Source organism: Limnohabitans sp. TEGF004 (assembly GCF_027924965.1).
Lineage (GTDB): Bacteria > Pseudomonadota > Gammaproteobacteria > Burkholderiales > Burkholderiaceae_C > Limnohabitans.
In genome coordinates this window covers 919,765-944,468 of record NZ_AP027056.1, presented here as the reverse complement: position 1 = coordinate 944,468, position 24,704 = coordinate 919,765, and the positions used below count along the sequence as shown (strand labels likewise).

The 24,704-nt window shown below is 55.2% G+C and carries 24 protein-coding genes and 1 tRNA gene; 11 read left to right on the top strand and 14 right to left on the bottom strand.

Features of this window, described 5'->3' with window-relative positions:
- Window positions 1-20: 20 nt before the first annotated feature.
- Both LINBF2_RS04770 and LINBF2_RS04765 read right to left on the bottom strand, forming a co-directional pair.
- The gene (locus tag LINBF2_RS04770; protein WP_281890812.1) at window positions 21-1,004 is read right to left on the bottom strand and encodes a tripartite tricarboxylate transporter substrate binding protein; all 984 of its coding nucleotides are present in this window, start codon (window positions 1,002-1,004) and stop codon (window positions 21-23) included.
- Window position 1,005: 1 nt separating this feature from the next.
- The gene (locus tag LINBF2_RS04765; protein WP_281890811.1) at window positions 1,006-1,728 is read right to left on the bottom strand and encodes an RraA family protein; all 723 of its coding nucleotides are present in this window, start codon (window positions 1,726-1,728) and stop codon (window positions 1,006-1,008) included.
- Window positions 1,729-1,760: 32 nt separating this feature from the next.
- Here LINBF2_RS04765 and LINBF2_RS04760 point away from each other — a divergent pair, with 32 nt between their 5' ends.
- Entirely contained in the window at window positions 1,761-2,648 is an 888-nt protein-coding gene (locus LINBF2_RS04760; protein WP_281890809.1) for a LysR family transcriptional regulator, read from the top strand.
- Window positions 2,649-2,862: 214 nt separating this feature from the next.
- Here the strand turns inward: LINBF2_RS04760 and LINBF2_RS04755 are convergent.
- The 10 genes from LINBF2_RS04755 to uvrB all read right to left on the bottom strand — a co-directional run bounded on the left by LINBF2_RS04755 (window position 2,863) and on the right by uvrB (window position 11,177).
- Window positions 2,863-2,937: transfer RNA gene (locus LINBF2_RS04755), tRNA-Val, on the bottom strand.
- Between the two features lie 35 nt (window positions 2,938-2,972).
- Window positions 2,973-3,686, bottom strand: a complete 714-nt coding sequence (gene dnaQ, locus LINBF2_RS04750; RefSeq protein WP_281890807.1) for a DNA polymerase III subunit epsilon — start codon at window positions 3,684-3,686, stop codon at window positions 2,973-2,975.
- Window positions 3,687-3,688: 2 nt separating this feature from the next.
- Window positions 3,689-4,027, bottom strand: coding sequence for an ISC system 2Fe-2S type ferredoxin (gene fdx / locus LINBF2_RS04745; protein ID WP_104800242.1), 339 nt, complete (start codon window positions 4,025-4,027; stop codon window positions 3,689-3,691).
- A complete protein-coding gene (gene hscA / locus LINBF2_RS04740; protein WP_281890804.1) occupies window positions 4,028-5,884 on the bottom strand; it encodes a Fe-S protein assembly chaperone HscA in 1,857 nt (618 codons plus the stop codon).
- A gap of 18 nt (window positions 5,885-5,902) precedes the next feature.
- Window positions 5,903-6,451: a Fe-S protein assembly co-chaperone HscB gene (hscB, locus tag LINBF2_RS04735; protein ID WP_281890802.1), complete on the bottom strand. Its 549-nt coding sequence runs from the start codon at window positions 6,449-6,451 to the stop codon at window positions 5,903-5,905.
- 28 nt (window positions 6,452-6,479) lie between these two features.
- Window positions 6,480-6,803, bottom strand: a complete 324-nt coding sequence (gene iscA, locus LINBF2_RS04730; protein WP_104800240.1) for an iron-sulfur cluster assembly protein IscA — start codon at window positions 6,801-6,803, stop codon at window positions 6,480-6,482.
- Window positions 6,804-6,818: 15 nt separating this feature from the next.
- Window positions 6,819-7,208: a Fe-S cluster assembly scaffold IscU gene (gene iscU / locus LINBF2_RS04725; protein ID WP_104797705.1), complete on the bottom strand. Its 390-nt coding sequence runs from the start codon at window positions 7,206-7,208 to the stop codon at window positions 6,819-6,821.
- A 15-nt stretch (window positions 7,209-7,223) separates the two neighbouring features.
- Window positions 7,224-8,444 (bottom strand): IscS subfamily cysteine desulfurase, encoded by a 1,221-nt coding sequence (locus tag LINBF2_RS04720; protein WP_281890800.1) that lies wholly within the window; start codon window positions 8,442-8,444, stop codon window positions 7,224-7,226.
- A 16-nt stretch (window positions 8,445-8,460) separates the two neighbouring features.
- A complete protein-coding gene (gene iscR, locus LINBF2_RS04715) occupies window positions 8,461-9,000 on the bottom strand; it encodes a Fe-S cluster assembly transcriptional regulator IscR (RefSeq protein ID WP_104800237.1) in 540 nt (179 codons plus the stop codon).
- Between the two features lie 125 nt (window positions 9,001-9,125).
- On the bottom strand, window positions 9,126-11,177 hold the full coding sequence (gene uvrB, locus LINBF2_RS04710; RefSeq protein ID WP_281891285.1) for an excinuclease ABC subunit UvrB: 2,052 nt from the start codon (window positions 11,175-11,177) through the stop codon (window positions 9,126-9,128).
- Window positions 11,178-11,401: 224 nt separating this feature from the next.
- On the opposite strand from uvrB, the gene LINBF2_RS04705 reads away from it, so the two are divergent.
- Entirely contained in the window at window positions 11,402-12,598 is a 1,197-nt protein-coding gene (locus LINBF2_RS04705) for an amino acid aminotransferase (protein ID WP_108282382.1), read from the top strand.
- Between the two features lie 113 nt (window positions 12,599-12,711).
- On the opposite strand, the gene ygiD is transcribed toward LINBF2_RS04705, so the two are convergent.
- On the bottom strand, window positions 12,712-13,533 hold the full coding sequence (gene ygiD, locus LINBF2_RS04700) for a 4,5-DOPA dioxygenase extradiol (RefSeq protein WP_281890797.1): 822 nt from the start codon (window positions 13,531-13,533) through the stop codon (window positions 12,712-12,714).
- A gap of 104 nt (window positions 13,534-13,637) precedes the next feature.
- Here ygiD and phaZ point away from each other — a divergent pair, with 104 nt between their 5' ends.
- Genes phaZ through LINBF2_RS04685 form a run of 3 tightly spaced genes read left to right on the top strand, consistent with a single transcriptional unit; the run spans window position 13,638 to window position 16,981 of the window.
- Window positions 13,638-15,065: a polyhydroxyalkanoate depolymerase gene (gene phaZ, locus LINBF2_RS04695; RefSeq protein ID WP_281890796.1), complete on the top strand. Its 1,428-nt coding sequence runs from the start codon at window positions 13,638-13,640 to the stop codon at window positions 15,063-15,065.
- Window positions 15,062-15,721 carry an electron transport complex subunit RsxB gene (rsxB, locus tag LINBF2_RS04690; RefSeq protein ID WP_104800233.1) on the top strand — a complete coding sequence of 220 codons (660 nt, stop codon included), beginning with the start codon at window positions 15,062-15,064 and terminating at the stop codon, window positions 15,719-15,721. Before phaZ ends, rsxB begins: the two co-directional genes overlap by 4 nt.
- A 57-nt stretch (window positions 15,722-15,778) precedes the next feature.
- Entirely contained in the window at window positions 15,779-16,981 is a 1,203-nt protein-coding gene (locus LINBF2_RS04685) for an MFS transporter (RefSeq protein ID WP_104800232.1), read from the top strand.
- Window positions 16,982-17,052: 71 nt separating this feature from the next.
- Here the strand turns inward: LINBF2_RS04685 and LINBF2_RS04680 are convergent, their stop codons facing one another.
- Complete coding sequence (locus LINBF2_RS04680) at window positions 17,053-17,922, bottom strand: amidohydrolase family protein (protein WP_104800231.1); 870 nt, start codon at window positions 17,920-17,922, stop codon at window positions 17,053-17,055.
- Between the two features lie 119 nt (window positions 17,923-18,041).
- Between LINBF2_RS04680 and LINBF2_RS04675 the strand changes: the two genes are divergently transcribed.
- Genes LINBF2_RS04675 through LINBF2_RS04650 form a run of 6 tightly spaced genes read left to right on the top strand, consistent with a single transcriptional unit; the run spans window position 18,042 to window position 24,690 of the window.
- On the top strand, window positions 18,042-18,818 hold the full coding sequence (locus tag LINBF2_RS04675; protein ID WP_104800230.1) for a crotonase/enoyl-CoA hydratase family protein: 777 nt from the start codon (window positions 18,042-18,044) through the stop codon (window positions 18,816-18,818).
- A gap of 25 nt (window positions 18,819-18,843) precedes the next feature.
- Complete coding sequence (locus LINBF2_RS04670; RefSeq protein ID WP_281890793.1) at window positions 18,844-20,697, top strand: feruloyl-CoA synthase; 1,854 nt, start codon at window positions 18,844-18,846, stop codon at window positions 20,695-20,697.
- 12 nt (window positions 20,698-20,709) lie between these two features.
- Window positions 20,710-21,474, top strand: a complete 765-nt coding sequence (locus LINBF2_RS04665) for an SDR family NAD(P)-dependent oxidoreductase (protein ID WP_281890791.1) — start codon at window positions 20,710-20,712, stop codon at window positions 21,472-21,474.
- Between the two features lie 44 nt (window positions 21,475-21,518).
- Window positions 21,519-22,523 carry a Bug family tripartite tricarboxylate transporter substrate binding protein gene (locus LINBF2_RS04660; protein WP_281890790.1) on the top strand — a complete coding sequence of 335 codons (1,005 nt, stop codon included), beginning with the start codon at window positions 21,519-21,521 and terminating at the stop codon, window positions 22,521-22,523.
- 20 nt (window positions 22,524-22,543) lie between these two features.
- The gene (locus LINBF2_RS04655; protein WP_281890789.1) at window positions 22,544-24,253 is read left to right on the top strand and encodes an acyl-CoA dehydrogenase family protein; all 1,710 of its coding nucleotides are present in this window, start codon (window positions 22,544-22,546) and stop codon (window positions 24,251-24,253) included.
- Window positions 24,250-24,690 carry a MarR family transcriptional regulator gene (locus LINBF2_RS04650; protein ID WP_281890787.1) on the top strand — a complete coding sequence of 147 codons (441 nt, stop codon included), beginning with the start codon at window positions 24,250-24,252 and terminating at the stop codon, window positions 24,688-24,690. Before LINBF2_RS04655 ends, LINBF2_RS04650 begins: the two co-directional genes overlap by 4 nt.
- Window positions 24,691-24,704 lie beyond the last annotated feature (14 nt).

The window sequence follows — 24,704 nt, the reverse complement described above, 5'->3', positions numbered from 1 at the left end:
TTTACGCTTGTCCTTTTCAGTTACTCCTTAGGAGCACCAGAGTTCTTGACGATAGCTTCGTAACGTTTCAACTCTGAAGTGGTGAATTTTGCAAACTCAGCAGATGTTCCCCCCATCACCTCAGCCCCCATTTCAACCAACCGAATATTAACTTCTTTAGATTTCAAGATTTTGTTGATTTCGGTGTTGAGGCGATTGACAACATCTTCGGGGGCTCCTGCTGGAAGAACCAATCCGTACCATGCAGACGCAACCATCGGGACACCAGCCTCATTGAATGTTGGCACATGAGGCAGCACAGAAAGTCGCTTAGATGAAGCTACAGCGATAGGTCGCAATAAACCACCTTTGATACTTCCCAGTGATCCAGTATCAATCATCATGTCGATGTGACCAGCGACCAAGTCCTGAGCAGCTGGCCCACTCCCCTTGTATGGCACATGACGTATGTCGATGTTGGCCGTTGTTTTAAATTGAGCGCCCGCCAAGTGTTGTGATCCGCCGATCCCAGCGGAACCATAGGTGAAGTTACCGGGTGATTTGGTAGACGCATCAACGATGTCTTTGAGTGAATTCCAAGGTGACTTCGTTGGTACCACCATCACGTTTGGAATAGAACATAGTGAAACCACAGGTGTGAAATCATTCACTGGATCAAAACCAAGTTTTGAGTAGAGATACGGAGCTGCGGCATTTGTCGAGCTGGTCGCAAGCAACACCGTATAGCCATCAGCTTTTTCTTTCACAAACAACTGTGTACCGATAACACCACCAGCACCGGCTTTGTTTTCAACGACAACAGGAACGCCCAGCGCCTGCGATAGGGGCTGAGCGAGCATACGTCCAACCTGATCAGTCGCACCACCTGGTGCCCAAGGAACAATGATTTTGATCGGCTTCTCGGGATAAGCAGCCCAAGCGCTTAGGGCTAAGCAAGAGAGTCCTAAAGAAAAAATAGAACGCGCTTGCTTGTTAACGATTTGGGAAATAAATTTCAATGTCATCTCAGTCTCCTTTTTGTTTAATTTGTGCATCTACCCAAGCCGAGCTGTAAGAGCCGGACTTAATGTCAGCAATCATTTTTTGCTCATCCAACACTTTGTCGTGAGCCTTCTTTCCAACCAACAACGCTTCAACAGCAGGTACAGCGACGACACCATCAGCATCGCCAACGATGATGTCCCCGGGATTGACCAGCATTCCGCCCACAGTGACGGTTGAATTGATCGAGCCTGGGCCATCTTTGTAGGGGCCGCGCAAATTCACGCCCCGCGCCCAACAAGGAAACTTGTGTTCTTCAAATGCTTCAGAATCACGAATGGCTCCATCAATGACAAAGCCAATAGCGTTATGAACGATGGCGGAAGTCATCATGATTTCTCCTACCAAGGCACGTGATACGTCGCCTTCACCATCGACAACTAAGACATCCCCTGGACGCAACATATCCAAAGCTTTATGAATGAGCAGGTTGTCCCCCGCTCTTACCTTGACAGTCACAGCAACGCCGCACACAGTGAGTTTGGTTCGGTTGACAAGGCTCAGGCCTGTTGTACCAAGCAAGCGCCCCATCACATCGCTGACGACAGATGACGGTAATCCTGATAAAGCAGCGACAGCTGCATCGTTTCTTGGAGCGCTAGGGTGTATTGATATCCCATTACTCATAACAACTTCTCCTGTTTTTCTAATTGGGAGAATTCTTAGATACATATAATTTGAAATCAATGTCTTTATTTTGAATATATGTTCAATTTTTTATGAACCTAAAACACCTAAAAGTCTTTTGTCAGATCGTTGATTCCGGAAGCGCCAACCTTGCCGCGGAAAAGCTCCATATCGCAGCAACGGCAGTAAGCATGCAAATGTCAAACCTTGAGGAGTCCTTAGGGGGGAAGCTTTTTGATAGATCAACTCGCCCCATGAGCCTGACAACGCTAGGCCAGTACATCTACCCAAAAGCTAAGGAATTGCTCTCCAATGCCAGACAGATGGAGAACGAGGCCAAGGGAATAGCCTCAGGTGACTACGGTTGGCTAAGTATTGGCTTTGTGAGATCTACCCTGCACTCGCTGATTCCGGAGTCAGTACGTGCGATGCGAGAACAGTCCCCCAAGATTCGCATTGATCTTGATGAGATGTTGAGCGAGCATCAGGCGGAAAACATCCGCAAGGGAGTCATACATATCGGCATTTCAAGGCAGATCGGTCAGTATGAAAAAGAGAAGGACATGCGCTACATCCCTCTTATTCAAGACCCAATGGTTGCAGCCATCCCGATCAATCACGCTCTCGCAAAGAAAAAAGCAGTGAAACCCAGTGAGTTGGATTGCTTGCCATTCATCTCGTTCCCCAAAGATCCATTCAGTAAATTTTCAAGCCAATCACTGAGCTATCTCCAAGAGCATGGAGGAACTCCAAGCGTTGGTTATGAGGCGAGAGAAATTCAGACAGCTCTGGGTCTTGTTGCTGCTGGCCTAGGCGCTACTTTGGTTGGTAAAACTGTTGCACAGAACAATCGGACGGATGTTGTTTTCGTTCCCGTTAAAGGCGCGCAATTGGAGTCTGAAATTTTTGCAATTACCAGCTCAGACAAACCCAATCTAGTTGTTCAAGAATTTATTCGAATCTTGTGCGCTCGCATGTAATTTGCAATTTTTCTGCTCAAAACTTTGCTCACGTCGCGCGGGCATATGGAGTTTTGTAATCTAATTCAATCAGTTTTAGCGAGATGTATCAAACAAGAGGGTGCAGCTTTCGTTAGACGAAAAAAATGCTCCCAAGGGAAGCATGTATCTAACTCTTAAAAAGTAAATTCTGAAAACAACCTAAGTGGTTGATGGAGTTTAGATTTGGTAAAAATGGTGGGCGATGCAAGTTTCGAACTTGCGACCCCCACAGTGTGAATGTGGTGCTCTACCCCTGAGCTAATCGCCCATCTTTACCGTTTTCCATTTCTGGAAAGACCGCAATTATGCCACAGAATTTTCCAGTTTTCGCCAAACTGTATTTCCACCGCTCGATTTATCAAGCTGCGCCAACACATCGGTGTGCTGCGTCATCTCTTGCTCTGTAGCAGCAATCACGGGCAGCTGGTAGCTGCTGAGGTCCACGCGTTCGGTGGTGCGGGTTTGTTCGTCGTTGCTTTCCACCTCCATGAGCAAGGCATCTTGGCCACGCGTCATGTTGATGTACACATCGGCCAACAACTCGGCATCGAGCAACGCGCCGTGCAATGTGCGGCCAGAGTTGTCGACCTCTAAGCGGTCGCACAAAGAGTCGAGCGAGTTGCGCTTGCCCGGGAACATTTCTTTGGCCATCACCAAGGTGTCGGTGATGCCATCCACAAACGTGGTGAAACGCGGACGGCCTTGCAGCTCTAGCTCTTTGTTCAAAAAGCCCACGTCAAACGGGGCGTTGTGAATGATGACTTCTGCGCCTTCGATGTATTCCAGAAACTGATCGACCACCTCAGCAAACTTGGGCTTGTCTTTCAAAAACTCATTGGTGATGCCGTGAACGCGCAAGGCGTCTTCATGACTGTCACGCTCAGGATTCAAATAGAAATGCAGGTTGTTGCCCGTGAGCTTGCGATGCAGCAGCTCGACGCAACCAATCTCAATGACGCGGTCGCCGTTCTCGGCCGAGAGGCCTGTGGTTTCGGTGTCTAGAAAAATCTGGCGCATGGTCAGTGGTTTTCTTTGGCGTGGTTGATGGTGTACTTTGGAATTTCCACCACCAAGTTTTGCTGGGCCACGATGGCTTGGCAGCTCAAGCGTGAATTGGGCTCCAAGCCCCAAGCACGGTCGAGCAAGTCATCTTCGTTTTCATCGGCCTCATTGAGCGACTTGAAACCTTCGCGCACGATGACGTGGCAAGTGGTGCAAGCGCAGCTCATGTCGCAAGCGTGTTCGATGTTGATGTGATTTTCCAACAGCACTTCGCAGATGGTGCTACCGGCGATGGCTTGCAACTCTGCACCTTGTGGGCAGAGTTCGGCGTGAGGCAAAATTTTGATGACAGGCATTTAGATGTTCTCGATGTTTTGTCCGGCCAAGGCGTGTTGAATGCCTCGGTTCATGCGTTGTGCTGCGAAAGCTTCTGTACCTTTGGCCAGCGCTTCTGTAATGGCTTCAATGGTGGCTGCATCTTCCAGCTTTTTAGCGTCAAGCGTTGCAGTCATGAGTGTGTCGATACGTGTCCGATCTTCGACAGACAGCAAATCACCATCAGCTTGCAAGGCGCTTTGTGTGGCCAGCCACATGCGGTCGGCATCCACGCGGGCTTCGACCAAAGCACGCGCTTTGATGTCTTGCTCGGCGGTCTTGAAGCTGTCTTGCAACATGGCGGCAATTTGGTCGTCCGACAAACCGTAGGACGGTTTGACCGTGATGTTGGCCGTGACGCCGCTGAGCTGCTCTAACGCGCTCACGCTCACCATGCCATCGGCGTCCACCGTGAAGGTCACGCGAATGCGCGCAGCGCCTGCGGCCATAGGAGGAATGCCACGCAACTCAAAGCGCGCCAAGCTGCGGCAGTCGGCCACCATGTCACGCTCGCCCTGCACCACATGCAAAGCCAAGGCGGTTTGGCCGTCTTGGTAGGTGGTGAAGTCTTGCGCCATCGCAGTGGGAATGGTTTGGTTGCGCGGCACGATGCGCTCCACCAAACCGCCCATGGTTTCAATACCCAGCGACAAAGGAATCACGTCAAGCAACAGCAACTCACCATCGGGGTTGTTGCCTGCGAGTTGGTTGGCTTGAATAGAGGCACCAAGTGCCACCACTTCGTCAGGGTTGAGGTTGTTCAGGGGTGCGCAGCCCAACAGATCAGCCACGGCTTGCTGCACTTGCGGCATGCGGGTGGAGCCGCCCACCATGACCACGCCTTTGATGTCGTCTTTGCTGAGCTTGGCATCACGCAAGGCTTTGCGCACAGCAGACAAGGTGCGCTGGGTCAACGCGGCAGTGGCGGCCTCAAACTCGGCACGTGTGACGGTGTGGCGCAATGCGCCGCTCGACAAGGCCACTTCAAACGTAGCGCTATCAGCCGCAGACAACGCTTCTTTGCAAGCACGCGCCGCCACCAATACTTTCGATTTATCAGCAGGTGTCGCAATGACACAGCCGGTTTGGGCTTGCACCCAATCGACCAAAGCCCGGTCGTAATCGTCGCCGCCCAAAGCGGAATCGCCACCGGTGGCCAACACTTCAAACACGCCGCGTGTCAAACGCAACACAGAGATATCAAACGTGCCGCCGCCTAGGTCGTACACGGCGTACACGCCTTCGCTGGCTTGGTCTAAACCGTAAGCAATGGCCGCAGCGGTGGGTTCGTTGATGAGGCGCAGCACGTTGATGCCTGCGAGTTGCGCAGCGTCTTTGGTGGCTTGGCGTTGGGCATCGTCAAAGTACGCGGGCACGGTGATGACCGCGCCGTACAAATCGTCGTTGAAGGTATCTTCGGCGCGAAAGCGCAAGGTGGCCAAAATTTCAGCGCTCACCTCAACAGGCGACTTTTCGCCCACACGGGTTTGAATGGCCAACATACCGGGCTTGTCGACAAACACGTAGGGCAACTGATCGCGGTTGGCAATGTCAGCCACGCCACGGCCCATGAAACGCTTGACAGACACCAGCGTGTTTTGTGGGTCTTCGGCTTGCGAAGCCAACGCAGCACGGCCAATTTGGCGGCCATCGTTTTCAAGGTAGCGCACTGCCGACGGCAAGATGACATGACCCTCAGCATCGGGCAAGCACTCGGCAAAACCGTTGCGCATGGAAGCCACGAGCGAGTGGGTGGTGCCTAAGTCAATGCCCACCGCGATGCGTCGCTGGTGTGGGTCTGGGGCTTGGCCAGGTTCGGAAATTTGTAACAACGCCATAGGTGTGTATTGTCGCTTTCAGGAGGCGTCTAGTTGGTCAATTCGGGCTTCGATGTCGTGCAAAAACTTCTCGATGAACATCAGCCCCCTCACCTGCTGCGCGGCAGCGGGCAGGTCGTGTGCGGTGTCGATGAGCTGTGCGCATTGCTGCAAGGCTGTTTTGTGGGCTTGCTGCACTTCGTCAAACAAGGTTTCGAGCGCGGCCACATCGGCGGCATCGTCCATGGCTTCGCGCCATTCCATGTGCTGCATCAAAAATGCAGCGGGCATGGCCGTGTTGTTCTCGGCTTGAATGGGTGCACCGCCCAGTTCACACAAATAGGCGGCGCGGCGCATCGGGTCTTTCAAGCGTTGATACGCCTCGTTGATGCGCACCGACCACTGCATGGCTACACGTTGTGCGGCTGTGCCTTGAGAAGCAAATTTGTCAGGGTGGGCTTCGCGCTGCAAGTCTTTCCAGCGTGCATCAAGCTGGGCGCGGTCTTGTGCAAACTGCACGGGCACGCCGAAGAGTTCAAAGTCGCTGACAGCGAGCTGCGCCGACAACGGCTTGGCCGATTCGTTCACGTCACGCCTCGCTTTGATCTATCGAAATTTAAATACGGAACGATTCGCCGCAACCGCAACGATCACGCTCGTTCGGATTCAAAAACTTGAAGCCCTCGTTCAGGCCTTCGCGCACGAAGTCGAGTTGCGTACCGTCGATGTAGGCCAAGCTCTTGGGGTCGATCAACACCTTCACGCCGTGGTCTTCAAAGATCACGTCTTCTGGTTCTTGGTCGTCCACGTATTCGAGCTTGTAAGCCAAACCCGAACAGCCTGTGGTCTTGACACCCAAACGCACGCCCACGCCCTTGCCACGTTTGGCAAGGTAGCGGGTCACGTGTCGTGCCGCGGCTTCAGTCAATGTGATCGCCATGGTGTTCTTCTTTGATTAGGCCGCTGCGTGTTTCTTTTTGTAATCATCCACAGCGGCCTTGATGGCGTCTTCCGCCAAGATGGAGCAGTGAATTTTCACAGGTGGCAGCGCCAGCTCTTCAGCGATTTCGCTGTTTTTCAAAGCTGCCGCTTCGTCCAAAGTTTTACCCTTGACCCACTCGGTCACCAGTGAAGAAGAAGCGATGGCAGAGCCGCAACCGTAGGTTTTGAAACGTGCATCTTCAATCACGCCCGTCACAGGGTTGACCTTGATTTGCAACTTCATCACGTCGCCGCAAGCGGGCGCGCCCACCATGCCGGTGCCCACAGAGTCGTCGCCCTTGTCAAAGGAGCCCACGTTGCGGGGGTTTTCGTAGTGGTCAACCACTTTTTCAGAATAAGCCATGGTGAATCTCCTTAATTAATGCGCAGCCCATTGGATGGTGCTGATGTCGATGCCTTCTTTGTACATGTCCCACAAGGGGCTCAGTTCACGCAGCTTGGCCACGTTGAGACGAATGGTTTCGATGGCGTAGTCAATTTCTTCTTCGGTGCTGAAGCGACCAATCGTCATGCGCAAGCTGCTGTGCGCCAACTCGTCGCTGCGGCCCAAGGCACGCAACACATAGCTGGGCTCCAAGCTGGCCGACGTACAAGCCGAGCCCGACGACACCGCCAAGCCCTTGATACCCATGATGAGCGACTCGCCTTCCACATAGTTGAAACTGATGTTCAAGTTGTGCGGCACACGGTGTTCCATGTTGCCGTTGATGAAGACTTGCTCCATGTCCTTGAAACCATCGAGCAAACGCCGTTGCAAAGCTTTGGCTTTGGCCAAGTCTTTGGCCATGTCTTCTTTGGCAATGCGAAACGCTTCGCCCATGCCCACGCACTGGTGCGTTGGCAAAGTGCCGCTGCGCATGCCGCGCTCGTGACCGCCGCCGTGCATTTGCGCTTCCAAGCGCACGCGAGGTTTGCGACGCACATACAAAGCACCAATGCCTTTGGGGCCGTAGGTTTTGTGTGAAGCCAAGCTCATCAAGTCGACAGGTAAGGTGGTCAAGTCGATCTCAACTTTGCCTGTGGCTTGTGCTGCGTCGACGTGGAAGATGATGCCTTTTTCGCGGCACATCGCGCCAATGCCAGCGATATCTTGAATCACGCCGATTTCGTTGTTCACGAACATCACGCTGATCAAAATGGTGTCAGGGCGAATGGCTGCTTTGAGCGCATCCATGCTAAGCATGCCGTCTTCTTGCACGTCGAGGTAAGTCACTTCAAAGCCTTGACGCTCCAACTCACGCATGGTGTCGAGCACAGCTTTGTGCTCGGTCTTCACGGTGATGAGGTGCTTGCCTTTGGACTTGTAGAAATGTGCTGCGCCTTTGATGGCGAGGTTGTTTGACTCTGTCGCGCCTGATGTCCACACGATTTCGCGCGGGTCAGCGCCAATGAGTGCTGCCACGTCTTCACGGGCTTTCTCAACGGCGGCTTCAGCTTCCCAGCCCCATGCGTGGCTGCGTGATGCGGGATTGCCAAAGTGCTCGCGCAGCCAAGGAATCATGGCGTCCACAACGCGTGGGTCACACGGGTTGGTCGCGCCGTAGTCGAGGTAAATGGGGAAATGGGGTGTCATGTCCATGATGGGTCCGTAAAAATTAAAGAGGCTTCGCGAAGGCGTTGCCTAAAGCAAACACCGAGTTGGGTGCATTGACGCGAATGGGTTTGACCACAGGCATGGGCTGAATAGCGCGCTTCAACGTGGGCTTGTTTTCAATTTCCACGCCTTTGGCGATTTGTTCGTCCACCAGCTTTTGTAGATTGACCGAGTCTAAAAACTCAACCATGCGTTGGTTGAGCGATGCCCACAGCTCATGCGTCATACAACGGCCGGTTTCGCCCAAACAGTTTTCTTTGCCGCCGCAGTGGGTGGCGTCGATGGGCTCGTCTACCGACAAAATAATGTCGGCCACGGTGATGTCGGCAGCCTTGCGCCCCAGCGAATAACCGCCACCTGGGCCACGGGTGGATTCCACCAAGTCGTGGCGGCGCAATTTACCGAACAGCTGCTCGAGGTAAGACAACGAGATTTGTTGGCGCTGGCTGATGGCCGCCAAGGTGACGGGGCCTGTGTTTTGACGCAGGGCCAAATCGATCATGGCAGTGACCGCAAAACGGCCTTTGGTGGTGAGACGCATGGCAAGCTCCTTGATGGTTGGGCTTTGTCGACTAATTAGGTCAAGTATAGCTTAATCCCCACGGATTTGCTCGGGTACTCGGCCAATAACCCTACTTGTCGATGACAAGAACGAAGGGTTGGCTGTCAGGCTTTTTGCGCCAGCACCGCCACGTTGTCGTGCCCTGCCCCGCCAAAAGCTTGCTCACGCAAGGTGGCCAGTTGGTCACGCACGCGGGCGGCGTTTTCGAACTCGAGGTTGCGGGCGTGTTCCATCATCAGCTTCTCTAGGCGTTTGATTTCCTTGGCTACATCGCGTTCGCTCATGTCTTCGAAAGCGGCGCGTTGAATTTCGCGCTCTTGCGCTTCTTTGCCAGCCTTCTCGCTGTAGACGCCATCGATCAAATCGCGAATGCCCTTGACCACACCGCGTGGCGTGATACCCATCTCGAGGTTGTGCGCGATTTGCTTGGTGCGGCGACGCTCGGTTTCGCCAATCGCTTTCTTCATCGACTCGGTCATGCGGTCGGCATACAAAATGGCTTTGCCGCTCAGGTTACGCGCCGCACGGCCAATGGTTTGAATCAAGCTGCGCTCTGAGCGCAAAAAGCCCTCTTTGTCGGCATCCAGAATGGCCACCAACGACACCTCGGGCAAGTCAATACCCTCGCGCAGCAAGTTGATGCCCACCAGCACATCGAAAGTACCTAGGCGTAAGTCACGCAAAATTTCAACACGTTCCACCGTGTCCACGTCGCTGTGGATGTAGCGCACTTTCACGCCGTTGTCGGTCAAGTAATCGGTCAGTTGCTCGGCCATGCGCTTGGTGAGTGTGGTGATCAGCACGCGCTCATTTAGATCCACACGGATGCGAATTTCTTGCAGCACGTCGTCCACTTGGTGTGTGGCTGGGCGCACTTCCACCAAGGGGTCGACCAAGCCCGTTGGCCGCACCAACTGCTCCACCACTTTGCTGGCATGGGTCTTTTCGTAGTCAGCGGGCGTGGCGGAGACAAACACCACTTGGCGCATGCGCTTTTCAAACTCTTCGAGCTTCAAGGGGCGGTTGTCCAAGGCGCTGGGCAAACGAAAGCCGTATTCCACCAGCGTGGTCTTGCGCGCACGGTCACCGTTGTACATGCCGCCAAGCTGGCCAATCATGACGTGGCTCTCGTCCAAAAACATGATGGAGTCTTTGGGCATGTAGTCGGTCAATGTGCTGGGCGGTGCGCCAGGAGGCGCGCCCGACAAATGGCGGGTGTAGTTCTCAATGCCTTTGCAGTGGCCAACTTCGCTGAGCATCTCCAAGTCAAAGCGTGTGCGTTGCTCTAAGCGCTGTGCTTCGACCAACTTGTTCATGCCCACCAGTTCTTTCAAACGGTCGGCCAACTCCACCTTGATGGTCTCCACCGCAGCCAACACGCGGTCACGCGGTGTGACGTAGTGGCTGGATGGGTAAATGGTGAAGCGTGGAATCTTTTGTCGAATGCGGCCTGTGAGTGGGTCAAACAGTTGCAGGCTTTCAATTTCGTCATCAAACAACTCAATGCGAATCGCCAGCTCGGAGTGTTCTGCGGGGAACACATCAATCGTGTCGCCACGCACGCGGAATTTGCCGCGTGAAAAATCTTGGTCGTTGCGCTCGTACTGCATGCGCACCAGCTGGGCGATGGCATCGCGTTGGCCCACTTTGTCGCCGGCACGCAGCGTCATGATCATCTGGTGGTAGCTCTCGGGCTCACCGATACCGTAGATGGCTGAGACCGTGGCCACCACGATCACATCGCGGCGCTCCAAGATGCTCTTGGTGCAGCTCAAGCGCATTTGCTCGATGTGCTCGTTGATGGCGCTGTCTTTTTCGATGAACAAATCGCGCTGGGGCACATAGGCCTCGGGCTGGTAGTAGTCGTAGTAGCTGACGAAATACTCCACCGCGTTGTTGGGGAAAAACTCACGGAACTCGCTGTACAGCTGCGCGGCTAAGGTTTTGTTGGGCGCAAAGATGATGGCGGGCCGCCCCAGCTGGGCAATCACGTTGGCCATGGTGAAGGTTTTGCCCGAACCCGTCACACCCAACAGGGTTTGAAACACCTCGCCGTCATTCACCCCTTCCACCAGCTGGGCAATGGCCGTGGGCTGGTCACCAGCAGGCGGGTAAGGCTGAAACAGCTCAAACGGCGAGCCTGGGTAGCTGACCATCGTGCCCTTTGGCTGCTCTGGCGCTTCTTTAGCGGCTGGCGATGCGTCAGGAAGTGTTTCTGCGGTGTCAGACATGGTGATGCAAACGGTATGGCTCGAAAAAAACGCATGATTTGAAAAACCATACGGGTTGACCCTTAAAATTCAGGCCGAACGTGCAAGCCTACCGCAGACTGCGCTTGTTTACCTAACCTCCCCTCTTTATCCGTGATCAAGGACTGACGATGTCAATGTTTACCGCTGTCGAAATGGCACCCCGCGACCCCATCTTGGGCCTCAACGAGCAATACAACGCCGACACCAACCCCAACAAGGTCAACCTCGGCGTGGGTGTGTACTTCGACGACAACGGCAAACTTCCCTTGCTGCAATGCGTGCAAGCCGCAGAAAAAACCATGATGGCCACACCCACTGCGCGCGGCTACTTGCCCATCGATGGCATCGTGGCATACGACGCCGCCGTCAAAGGCTTGGTCTTCGGCGCTGACTCCGAGCCCGTCACCTCTGGCCGTGTGGCCACGGTGCAAGGCATTGGCGGCACCGGCGGCTTGAAAATCGGCGCTGACTTCTTGAAGCGCCTGAACCCCAACGCCACCGTGTTGATTTCTGACCCCAGCTGGGAAAACCACCGCGCTTTGTTCACCAACGCCGGTTTCAAGGTCGACACCTACGCTTACTACGACGCAGAAAAACGCGGCGTGAACTTTGAAGGCATGTTGGCTTCGTTGAACGCTGCTGCTGCTGGCACTGTTGTAGTGCTGCACGCTTGCTGCCACAACCCAACCGGCTACGACATCACTGCTGCTCAATGGGACCAAGTGGTGGCAGTGGTCAAGGCCAAAAACCTGACCGCCTTCTTGGACATGGCCTACCAAGGCTTTGGCCACGGCATTGCCGAAGACGGCGCTGTGATTCAAAAATTCGTGGCCGCTGGCCTGAACTTCTTTGTGTCCACTTCATTCTCTAAGAGCTTCAGCTTGTACGGCGAGCGCGTGGGTGCGTTGAGCGTTTTGTGCGCTGACAAAGAAGAGTGCAGCCGCGTGTTGTCACAACTCAAAATCGTGATTCGCACCAACTACTCCAACCCACCTATCCACGGCGGTGCTGTGGTGGCTGCGGTGTTGAACAACCCAGAGCTGCGCGCTTTGTGGGAAAAGGAATTGGGCGAAATGCGCGTGCGCATCAAAGCCATGCGCCAAACCTTGGTCGACGGTCTCAAAGCCGCTGGCGTGAAGCAAGACATGAGCTTCATCACCACACAAATCGGCATGTTCAGCTACTCTGGTTTGAGCAAGGACCAAATGGTTCGCTTGCGTTCTGAGTTTGGTGTGTACGGCACCGACACCGGCCGCATGTGCGTGGCTGCGTTGAACAGCAAAAACATCGACTACGTGTGCCAAGCTATCGCAAAAGTGATGTAACTGCACATCGATTGCACGCCTCGCGTGCAGCCAAGAAAAAGGGCCTTCACAGGCCCTTTTTTCATTGGCTTAAACACCGCTAGCTAAGCGCAGCCCACTCAACGAAACTCTGCTTAACCCCAAATCACAGAGCGCATGGCAATCGAAGCGAACTGATACCCCTCGTTGAAAAACTCAACCGGCTCACCCGCCTCTACCGCGCCTGCGGCGTAGAGCAAAGGCAAGAAGTGGTCGTAGCTAGGGTGCGACATCTTCGCTATGTCACCTTGAGCTTGAAAGTCCACCAAAGCCTCGGGGTGACCGTTTGTAATTTGCTCTGCCACCCATTGGTCAAACTCAATGGCCCATTCATAAGCTTGGTTATCAGGCGCTGAACGGTTCATGGTGCGCAAGTTGTGCACGGTGTTGCCACTGGCCAAGATGAGCACGCCTTGTTCACGAAATGCACGCAGCTGCTGCCCAAGTGCAAAGTGCTCTGTGGGCGGGCGGTGGTAGTCGATGCTAAGTTGCACCACAGGAATATCTGCAGCAGGAAACATGGGCTTGAGCACCCCCCACGCGCCGTGGTCTAAGCCCCAGGTGGTCATGTCCACGCCCACGGGTTGACCATTGTTTGGCTGACGCAACTGTTGCGCTGTGTGCGCAGCCCACTCAGGCGCACCGGGTGCTGGATATTGCTGGTCAAACAGTTCTTGCGGAAAACCACCAAAGTCGTGAATGGTTTTGGGCTGAGCCATACCCGTCATCCACCAACCTTCGGTGATCCAATGCGCAGAAATGCACAAAATCAGTTTGGGCTTGGGCCAACGCAGGCCAAACTGGGCGCCCAAGTCTTGCCATGCGCGGCGATAAGGGCTGTCCTCGATCACATTCATAGGGCTGCCGTGGCCGACAAACAGCACCGGCATGCGTGTAATATTTATGTATGAATTCATCAGTAGCCTTCGTCGGTGCCTGCTTTATGTCAATTGGAGGACAAACTCCATTTTCAACCAAGTAAGTGCGCTATATTGCACTGCAACATTTTTGAGACAACACCATGCTTTACCAAATCTTCGAGACGCAACGTAGCCTGATGGAGCCGTTCGCAGACTTTGCGCAAGCCGCCTCCAAACTTTACGGCCAAACCAACTCCCCCATTGCACAAAACCCGATGGCTCAGCGCGTATCCGCCGGTTATGACTTGCTCTACCGCTTAGGCAAAGACTACGAAAAGCCACAATTCGGCATCAAATCTGTCGAAGTCGAAGGCACAGAGGTTGCCATTCACGAACGCATCGAAATGGACAAACCGTTTTGTGAGCTGCGCCGCTTCAAGCGCTTCACCGACGCCGCCGCCACACTGACCAAACTCAAAGCACAACCTGTGGTGCTGATCGTGGCCCCCTTGTCTGGCCACTACGCCACCTTGCTGCGCGACACCGTCAAAACCATGCTCAAAGACCACAAGGTCTACATCACCGACTGGAAGAATGCACGCTTGGTCCCACTGAGCGATGGTGAATTCCACCTCGACGACTACGTGAACTACGTGCAAGAGTTCATCCGTGATTTGCAAAGCAAATACGGCAACTGCCACATCATGAGCGTGTGCCAACCCACCGTGCCCGTGTTGGCTGCTGTGTCATTGATGGCCAGCCGTGGCGAGAAGACCCCCATCACCATGACCATGATGGGCGGCCCGATTGATGCCACCAAATCCCCCACAGCGGTGAACAACTTGGCGATGAACAAGAGCCACAGCTGGTTCGAAAACAACGTGATCTACCGCGTGCCCGACAACTTCCCAGGTGCAGGCCGTCGCGTTTACCCCGGCTTCTTGCAGCACACGGGCTTCGTGGCCATGAACCCCGATCGTCACTTGAAGAGCCATTACGACTACTTCAAAGACTTGATCAAGGGCGATAACTCCAGCGTCGACTCACACCGCGATTTCTATGACGAGTACAACGCGGTGCTCGACATGGATGCCGATTACTACTTGGAAACCATCAACACGGTGTTCCAAGACTTCAAACTGGTGCGCGGCACATGGGAAATCAAAAACCCACAAGGCAAGCTTGAGTTGGTGCGCCCACAAGACATTCGCACCACAGCGTTGTTGACTGTGGAAGGTGAGTTGGACGACATCTCTGGCTCAGGCCAAACCGAAGCCGCGCACAAGCTGTGCAGCGGCATCGTGCGCCAAGAACACCACCACCTCGAAGCCAAAGGCGCAGGCCACTACGGCATCTTCAGTGGCCGCCGTTGGCGCGATGTGGTGTACCCACACGTCAAGAGCTTCATCTTGGAACACAACAAAGGCCAAGGCAAAGGCGTTGTGAAGGCGGTTGCAGCCAAGCCCAAAGCTGTGGCGAAGAAAGCTATCCCCGCAGTGAAGAAGGCGGCACCTGTGGCTGCTAAAGCTGCACCGGTCAAAGCCGTTGCCAAGCCTGCCGCTAAAAAAGCTGCTGCCGCACAAAAGTGAGTCTGGTCGAACAGCTCAACAACGCCCTGCCACAAACGCAATGCACGCGTTGTGGCTACCCTGACTGTCAGCAATACGCCGAGGCCATCACCCAAGGCGAGGCTGACATCAACCAGTGCCCACCAGGCGGCACAGAAGGCGTTGAACGGCTGGCAGCCCTCACAGGCAAGCCTGCCCTACCCCTGAACCCAGAAAACGGCTTAGAAGGCCCGCGCACCATCGCCATCATTGACGAGGCGTGGTGCATTGGCTGCACGCTGTGCATTGCGGTATGCCCAACCGATGCAATCATCGGCGCCAACAAGCGCATGCACACCGTGGTGGAAAGTTATTGCACGGGCTGCGAGCTCTGCATTCCTGCTTGCCCTGTGGACTGCATCTCACTCGAACCCATCGACATCAACCTCAGCGGTTGGGCCTCATGGCCGCAAGAACTGGCTAACCTCGCGCGTCAGCGCTACGACACACGCCTTGCCCGTTTGAAGCGTGAGGCAGTAGAACATGACGAGCGCTTGCAAGCCAAAGCTGTGAAAAAACTTGCCGACCTGCCCGCACACACCAAAGGGACCGAGCACGCACCCGAGGTCGATCGCAAACGTGCGATCATTGAGGCTGCACTCGCCAAAGCCAAAGTCCGCCAAGCCACCAAAGCTTGACTGACACAGCGGCATCAAAGGGCACCTTCTGCCCTCCCCGCGATACCTGACATTTCAATGCACACCCAACTCACTGCACGCAGAGAACTTCTGCTTCTTTTGTCGCTCGCCGGCATTCAGTTCACACACATCGTGGACTTCATGATCATGATGCCGCTCGGCCCACAGCTGACCAGCTTGTTTGCAATCAGCTTCGCGGAGTTTGGTTTGTTGGTCTCGGCCTACACCGTGGCGGCGGGCCTGTCTGGCTTGTTTGCCACCACTTTCATTGACCGCTTTGACCGCAAGCGTTTGTTGCTCACGCTCTATGTGTTGTTCGCCCTCACCACCGTGGCCTGCGGCATTGCACCCACCTATGGCTGGCTGATGGCCGCACGCATTGCCTCTGGCTTTTTTGGAGGCGTGCTGTCCACCATGACGCAAACCATCATTGGCGACGTGGTGCCGTTCGAACGCCGTGGTCGCGCCACCGGCATTGTGATGACGTCGTTCTCTGTGGCCACCGTGGCTGGCGTGCCTGCCGGTTTGCTGTTTGCCAACCTCTGGGGTTGGCACACCGCCTTCTTTGGAATTGGTGTGATGTGCATCGCTGTGGGCGTGTTGGCCAACTACAGCGTGCCCAAGTTAGATGCCCATGTGGCCCACGCCAAAGACAAACATGTGCTGCACGCCATGGGCCAAGTGCTGAGCGAGCCCAACCAACGCATGGCCTTGCTGTTATCAGCCACCATGATGTTTGCCGCCTTCACCATCATTCCGTACATCACGCTGTATTTGCAAAACAACCAGGTGATGGCCCCCCACGAGATTCCGTGGCTGTACTTTTGTGGCGGTGTGGTCACCCTGTTCAGCGGTCGCTGGGTGGGCGGCGTCACAGACCGCTTGGGCAAGCGTGAAACGTTTCAACGCGCGGTGCTGTTCTCAATCATTCCGATGTTTGCCATCACGTTGATCGAGCCTGTGCCGCTGTATGTGGTGTTGCTGGTCACCAGCACTTTGTTCTTCGCCATGAACGCACGCATGATTCCAGGCATGGCCTTGCTCACCTCGGCAGCCAATCCTAAATTCCGTGGCACGTTCATGTCACTCAACGGTGCGGTTCAATCGTTCTCCATGGGGGTAGCAGCCTGGGTCGGCGGCATGCTGCTACAGAACGAACCGAGCGGACAAGTCACGCACTATTGGCTGTGTGCCGTCGTGGCAACCTGTGCGTCTTTGCTGGCATATCAACTTGCCAAACGCGTGCACATGAACGAATAAAAGAGACTCTTGGAACGCAACAAAAAAGCCGTGACTGCATCGCAGCCACGGCTTTTAATTTGTAAAAACACTTAGGCTTTGTCGAGGCCCAACAAACGCACCGCGTTGTCTTTCAAGATGCCGGGCATCACCTCGGGCTTGAAGCCTGCGACCTCAAAGTCTTTCATCCAGCGCTCAGGCGTGATCAGCGGGTAGTCACTGCCAAACAACACGCGGTCTTTCAACAAGGTGTTGGCGTATTGGATGAGTTGCTTGGGGAAGTACTTGGGGCTCCAGCCTGAGAGGTCAATCCACACGTTGGGCTTGTGGGTGGCCACGCTCAAGGCCTCGTCTTGCCAAGGGAAGCTGGGGTGCGCCATGACGATTTGCATGTCAGGCCAATCAATCGCTACATCATCCAAATGCATGGGGTTGCTGTAGGCCAAACGCAAGCCGCCACCACAACGCATGCCGCTGCCAATGCCGCTGTGGCCTGTGTGGAAGATGGCGGGTAGTTTGTATTCGTTGATCACTTCATAGATGGGCCAAGCCATCTTGTCGTAGGGGTGATAGCCCTGCACCGTGGGGTGAAATTTGAAGCCCTTGATGCCATCTTCTTTGATCAGGCGCTCGGCTTCGCGCGCGCCCATCTTGCCTTTGTGCGGGTCGATGCTTGCAAAGGCCACCATCATGTCGCTGTTCTTTTTGGCCGCATCTGCAATCTCTTCGTTCGAAATGCGACGACGCCCTGTCTGGGATTCGCTGTCCACCGTGAACATGACCAAGCCCATTTTGTGCTCCCGGTAGTACGCCACGGTTTCGTCAATCGTGGGGCGATGGCTGGAGCCAAAGTATTTATCGGCTGCGCGGTCGTACTCCTCGCCGTAGTTGTCAAAGGGGTTGCGACAACTCACCTCGGCGTGGGTGTGAATGTCAATGGCAATCAGATTTTTGTAGTCCATGGTCAATCTCCAGAGTGGTTTTATTTTCCAACAAGTTTAGGGTAAGTCCCAATTATTTAGTTATTAGACATAACCATAATTCATTTCCAGATCAAAAGCAACCACGAGCAAACCCGACCATGAATCAAAACTCAGACATCCACTTTGAAATGCGCGGCGACATCGCGGTCATCCGTTTGACACGCCCAGCAAAGCGCAACGCTCTCAACGATGCCTTGATTGCCTCTCTGCGTCATATTTTTGAGAACCTGCCCGAGAACGCGAAAGCCGCTGTCATCGCAGGCGATGGTGACCATTTCTGCGCGGGCTTGGACTTGAGCGATTTGAAAGAACGCGATGCCGGCCAAGGCATGCACCACTCACGTTCATGGCACTACGCCTTGGAGCGTTTGCAATACGGCCCCGTGCCTGTCGTCGCTGCCTTGCATGGCGCAGTGGTGGGCGGTGGTTTAGAACTAGCCAGCGCATGCCACATCCGCGTAGCAGATGAAAGCACCTTTTACGCACTGCCCGAAGGCACACGCGGTATTTTCGTGGGCGGTGGCGGTGCCGTGCGTATCCCTCGTTTGATTGGCGTCGCGCGTATGACAGACATGATGATGACCGGCCGCGTCTACAACGCGGTGGACGGCGAGCGTGCTGGTTTTGCGCAATACCTGGTACCCACTGGCACATCGTTTGACAAAGCCTTCGAGTTGGCACAACGCATTGGCAGCAATGCCCCACTCACCAACTACGCCTTGATGAATGTGTTGCCACGCATTGCGGAGCAACCTGCGGACCAAGGCTTCATCACCGAATCCATGATGTCGGCGATTGCACAAGCGGCCCCCGAAGCCAAGCAGCGTGTGCGTGATTTCTTAGAAGGCCGCGCCGCCAAGGTTCAAAAGAGCTGATCACAGCCGCAACCGGAGACAAACCATGACTGCAGTGAAATTTCGCCCCATGAAGTTTGGTGTCACGCGCGTGAAGATGCGCGAAGGCCAAAACGGCGTGCGCTACATGATGGCCGACCAAGCACTCGCGCCCTATGCCGAACGCATGACCGACCGCTTGGTGCACTGGGCCAAAGAAAAGCCCGAGCAAACTTTGTTTGCGCGTCGCGTTAAAAATGCAGATGGCACTTCGGGTGACTGGCAACACATCAGCTTCTCGCAAGCACTCGATGCAGCACGCCGCATCGCGCAAGGTTTGATCAACCGCGGGCTCAACGCCGATCGCCCTGTGGTGATCTTGTCCGAGAACGACCTTGAACACGCTTTGATGGCTTTGGGTTGCATGGTGGCCGGTGTGCCGTATTGCCCTGCATCGCCCGCCTACTCGACCATCAGCCAAGACTACGACAAGCTGCGCCACATCCTCAGCACACTCACGCCAGGTTTGGTGTTTGCCGCTGATGCCGCGCGCTACGGCAAAGCCATTCAAACAGCAGTGGCCTCTGATGTGGAAGTGGTGCTGACGCACGGCACCGCAGAAGGCCACACCAACACCTCGTTTGCAGATCTGTTGGCCACCCCCATCACACCTGCCGTGGATGCAGCCATGCAAGCCACAGGCCCAGACACCATCGCCAAATTTTTGTTCACCTCAGGCTCTACCAAGCTGCCCAAAGCAGTGATGAACACACAACGCATGTGGTGCGCCAACCAACAGCAGATGTGCCAATCCATGCCCTTGTTGGCCGAGCAGCCACCTGTGCTGATCGACTGGTTGCCATGGAACCACACCTTCGGTGGCAATCACAACTTCGGCATGGTCATCTACAACGGCGGCACGCTCTACATTGACGATGGCAAACCCACGCCCGCATTGATACAAGAAACCTTGCGCAATTTGCGCGAGATTGCCCCCACGGTTTACTTCAACGTGCCCACTGGTTTTGAAGCCATTGCCAGCGCGATGCAAACCGACGATGTGCTGCGCAAAAACTTGCTCAGCCGCGTCAACATGTTTTTCTATGCAGGCGCCGCCATGGCTCAGCCTATTTGGGACAGCCTGTACGCCAGCCAAGAGCGCGAAGTGGGTGAACGCATTGCCATGACCACAGGCTTGGGCATGACCGAGTCTGGCCCCTTCGCTTTGTTTGTCACCAACCCGCATGTGAAAACCGCCGACCTGGGCGTACCCACACCCGGCTTGGAAATCAAGCTCATTCCTGACGGCGACAAAATCGAAATTCGCTACAAAGGCCCCAACATCACGCCCGGCTACTGGCGCGCGCCCGAAGAGACACGCGACCACTTTGACGAAGAAGGCTTCTTCTGCACAGGCGATGCGGTGAAGTGGATTGATGAGTCCGATGTGCACCAAGGCCTGCGGTTTGATGGCCGCATCGCCGAAGACTTCAAACTCGCCACAGGCACCTTTGTGAGCGTGGGCCCTTTGCGCGCCAAAGTGATTGGCGCCGGTGCGCCGTACATCCAAGACGTGGTGGTCACAGGCTTGAACCGCAAAGAAGTGGGCGCCATGATTTTTCCAACCGCCGCTGTGCGTGGCCTGAGTGGTTTAAGTGCAAACGCCAGCATGGCCGATGTGCTGGCCAGCGCCCCCGTGGTGGCGCACTTTCAAGGTGTGCTCAACCACTTGGCTGAAACCGCCACCGGCAGTGCCTCGCGCATTGCGCGTGCAGTGTTGCTGAGCGAGCCGCCCTCCATCGACAAAGGTGAAGTGACCGACAAAGGCTCTATCAACCAACGCGCTGTGCTCAAACACCGCGATGCTTTGGTGCAAGCCATGCACGAAGGCACCGCCCCCAACATCTTGCTGCCTCAGTAAAGGACAACGCACATGGACATTCAAGGACAAGCCGTTTTAGTCACCGGTGGCGCATCAGGCCTCGGTGAAGCCACCGCACGCGAACTGGCGCGACTGGGCGCCAAAGTCGCCGTCATCGACGTGAACTTAGAGCTCGCTGAAAAAGTGGCCGCAGACATCGGCGGCGTTGCTTGCCAATGCGACATCACAAACACCGACAGCGTGCAAGCAGCCTTGGCCAAAGCCACTGCAGCGCATGGCCCTGCCCGCATCTTGATGAACATTGCAGGCATTGGCACCGCCAAACGCATCGTGGGCAAAGACGGCAATGCAGCACCATTGGAAGATTTTGCACGCGTGGTCAATGTCAACCTTGTGGGCGCGTACAACATCAGCCGTTTGTTTGCCGCTGAATGCGCCAAGTTACCAGCAGGCATCGATGGCCAACGCGGGGTGATGATGTTCACCGCATCGGTCGCAGCCTTCGACGGACAAGTGGGCCAACAAGCCTACAGCGCCTCCAAAGGCGGCTTGGTCAGCATGACCTTGCCCATGGCGCGTGACTTGGCGCAACACGGCATTCGCGTGTGCACCATCGCCCCCGGCTTGTTTGCCACACCACTGATGAAGACATTGCCTGAGGCGGTGCAACAGTCATTGGCCGCATCGATTCCCTTTCCTTCGCGCTTGGGTAAACCCGAAGAGTTTGCCCAGCTCGCTTGCCATATCGTGACCAACGACCATTTGAACGGCGAAGTCATTCGCTTGGACGGTGCGCTACGTATGGCACCGCGTTAAACCGATCACCCTTCACTCAACTCACCATAGCTAGGAGACAAACCATGAGCAATCGTCGTCAATTCATCCAAACCGCCCTCACGCCCGTCGCGATGGCCGCCATTGCGCCCTTCAGTGCTTTTGCACAAAGCGGTGCACTGCCTTTGGAGCAAATCAAAATCATCAACGGCTTTCCTGCCGGTGGCACCGCTGACGTGACCAGCCGCCGTATCGGCGACAAGCTGGGCAACGGCGCGTACAGCAAAAACGCTGGCGTCGTCGAAAACAAAACCGGTGCTGCAGGTCGCATCGCTGTTGAGGCCGTCAAGATTGCTCCCGCCGATGGCGGCACTTTGTTGCTCACGCCTTACTCCATGATGTCGATCTATCCACACATCTACAGCAAGCTCAGCTACGACCCGTTCAAAGACTTCGTGCCTGTTGCGATCGCATCTATGCTGACGCATGGTTTGGCTGTTGGCCCCATGGTGCCCGCCTCTGTGAAAAACGTGAAAGACTTTTTGGCTTGGGCCAAAGCCAATCCAAACGATGCCAGCTACGGATCGCCCGCTGCGGGCTCTACCCCTCATTTCTTGGGCGCGTTGTTGAGCATCAACACAGGTGTTGAACTCAAGCACATCCCCTACCGCGGTTCTGTGCCTGGTGTCACCGATGTCATTGGCGGCCAGCTCGCCGCCATGATCACCCCACACGGTGATTTCTTGGCCAACCACAAAGCTGGCAAGTTGCGCGTGATCGCCACCTCTGGTGCCAAGCGTTCACCCTTCTTGCCAGATGTTCCAACCTTTGCCGAACAAGGGTTCCCTGACTTGGTGATTGAGGAGTGGTTCGGTTTCTACGCGCCCGCCAAAACACCTGCCAACACCGTGGCTGCTGCCAATGCCGCCATCAACGTTGCTTTGAAAGACAAAGTGGTCATCGACAGCTTGGCACTCTCTGGCTTGGTGCCTGTCGGCGGCACCCCCGAAGACATGGTGCGCGACATGAAGAAGCAATACGACGTGTGGGGCCCACTCGTCAAACGCATTGGCTTCACCGCTGAATCTTGATCAACCCCTAGAGCACACACATGAACTACCAACCCCGTCTTGAAGATATCCAATTCATTTTGGAGAAGGTGCTTCATGTGCCACAACGCATTGCTGAATTACCAGCGTTTGCGGAAGTTGATGCCGACTTGATGAACCAAGTGCTCGACGAAGCTGGCAAATTTGTGGCCAACGAAATCGCGCCACTCAATCGCGTCGGCGATGAAGTCGGCGCACAATTCAACCAAGGGCATGTGACCATGCCGCCTGGTTTCAAAGACGCGTACCAAGCGTTTTGGCAATCGGGCTGGGCATCTTTGTGCACAGCCACCGAAGATGGCGGTCAAAGCCTACCTGCCGTGCTTGAGAGCGTGTTGTACGAGTGGCTCTCTGCTGCCAACCATGGCTGGACCATGGCGCCCGGTTTGTTGCACGGCGCATATGAGTGCATCAAGCACCACGCCAGCGACGAGCTGAAAGCACAGTACCTCAGCAAAGTAGGCACAGGCGAATGGCTGGCTACGATGTGCTTGACCGAGCCCCATGCGGGCAGCGACTTGGGGCTGGCACGTACCAAAGCCGTGCCGCAAGCGGATGGCAGCTACCACATCAGCGGCACCAAAATTTTCATTTCTGGCGGCGACCACGACCTGACCGAAAACATCGTGCACTTGGTGTTGGCACGCTTGCCCGAGGCACCGGCAGGCCCCAAAGGTTTGTCACTCTTTTTGGTGCCCAAGTTTTATGCCGATGGCTCGTGCAGTGCGGTGCATTGCGAACGCATCGAAGAAAAAATGGGCATCCACGGCAGCCCCACTTGTGTGATGCGCTTTGACGAAGCCAAAGGCTGGTTGGTTGGAGAAGTGGGCAAAGGCCTCAACGCTATGTTTGTGATGATGAACGCCGCGCGCCTGCATGTGGGCCTGCAAGGCGTTGGCCTGTTGGACGCCGCTTGGCAAAAAGCCAATGCGTATGCACACGAGCGCCGTCAAATGCGCGCGCCCAAACCTGCAGGTGTGAAGGGTGAGCCCACCGACTTCATCATTGAACACCCCGCCATGCGCCGCATCTTGGACACACAGCGTGCGTGGATTGATGGCTCACGCGTGTTGGCTTACCAAACTGGTCTCGCATTGGACATTGCCAAGCATCACCCCGATGCAGCGCAGCGCGAATCTGCGCAGCGCTGGTGCGCACTGACCACGCCCATCTTGAAAGCGGCTTGCACCGAGCAAGGTTTCCACGGTGCGAGCGACTGCTTGCAAGTGTTTGGCGGCCACGGCTATGTGAGTGAATGGGGCATTGAGCAAAACGTGCGTGATGCCCGCATCGCCATGATTTACGAAGGCACCAACGAAATTCAAGCCATTGACTTGCTGATGCGCAAAGTCTTGGGCGATGGCGGTGTCGCTTTGAATGCCATGTTGGACGAACTGTCCGCAGGCTTGAATGCGCAAGCACCGCACGAAGCGCAAGTGCTGCACTTGTTTGCACAACTGCGTGACATCACCCAACAAGCCACGCAAGTGCACACACGCCCCGATGGCAGTGTGACCTTGAGCTGGATTGCCGGTGACTATTTGCGTGTGGCCACCCTCGCCTTGCTGGCTTGGAGCTGGACGCGCATTGAAGCTGCTCAGCCCACCGATGCTGCCCGTTGGCATGCACCTGCGGCTGCCTTGCGTGCTTGGGTACTGCCAGAGTTTGAAATGCGCTTGAACATAATTCGCGCACAATTCAAACCAGCATGACCGACAAGATAGACACCCGTTACCTCGAAACCCTCCTCGGCTACAACACCCGCCGCGCCACACTGACCATCATCAGCCGCTTCATCGAGCGCATGGCTGAGTTTGATCTTCGTCCCGTCGATTTTTCGGTGCTGTCATTGATTGGGCATAACCCAGGCATCACCTCGCGTGAGCTGTGTAATGCGCTCAACATCTTGCCGCCCAACATGGTGGGATTCTTGAAAGCGTTTGAAAAACGCGATTTGATCGAGCGCACCCCTCACCCCACGGATGGACGAGCCATGGGTTTGTCGCTCACCAAAAAAGGCCAGCAACTCATGCAAAAAGCAGAACTGGCTGCCATTGAATCAGACGCCAGCGCCGCGCATCAACTCAGTGCAGCAGAGCAAAAAACATTGATGCGTTTGCTGCAAAAGATTTACAGAACCCCTGATTGATCAAGCTTCACGCC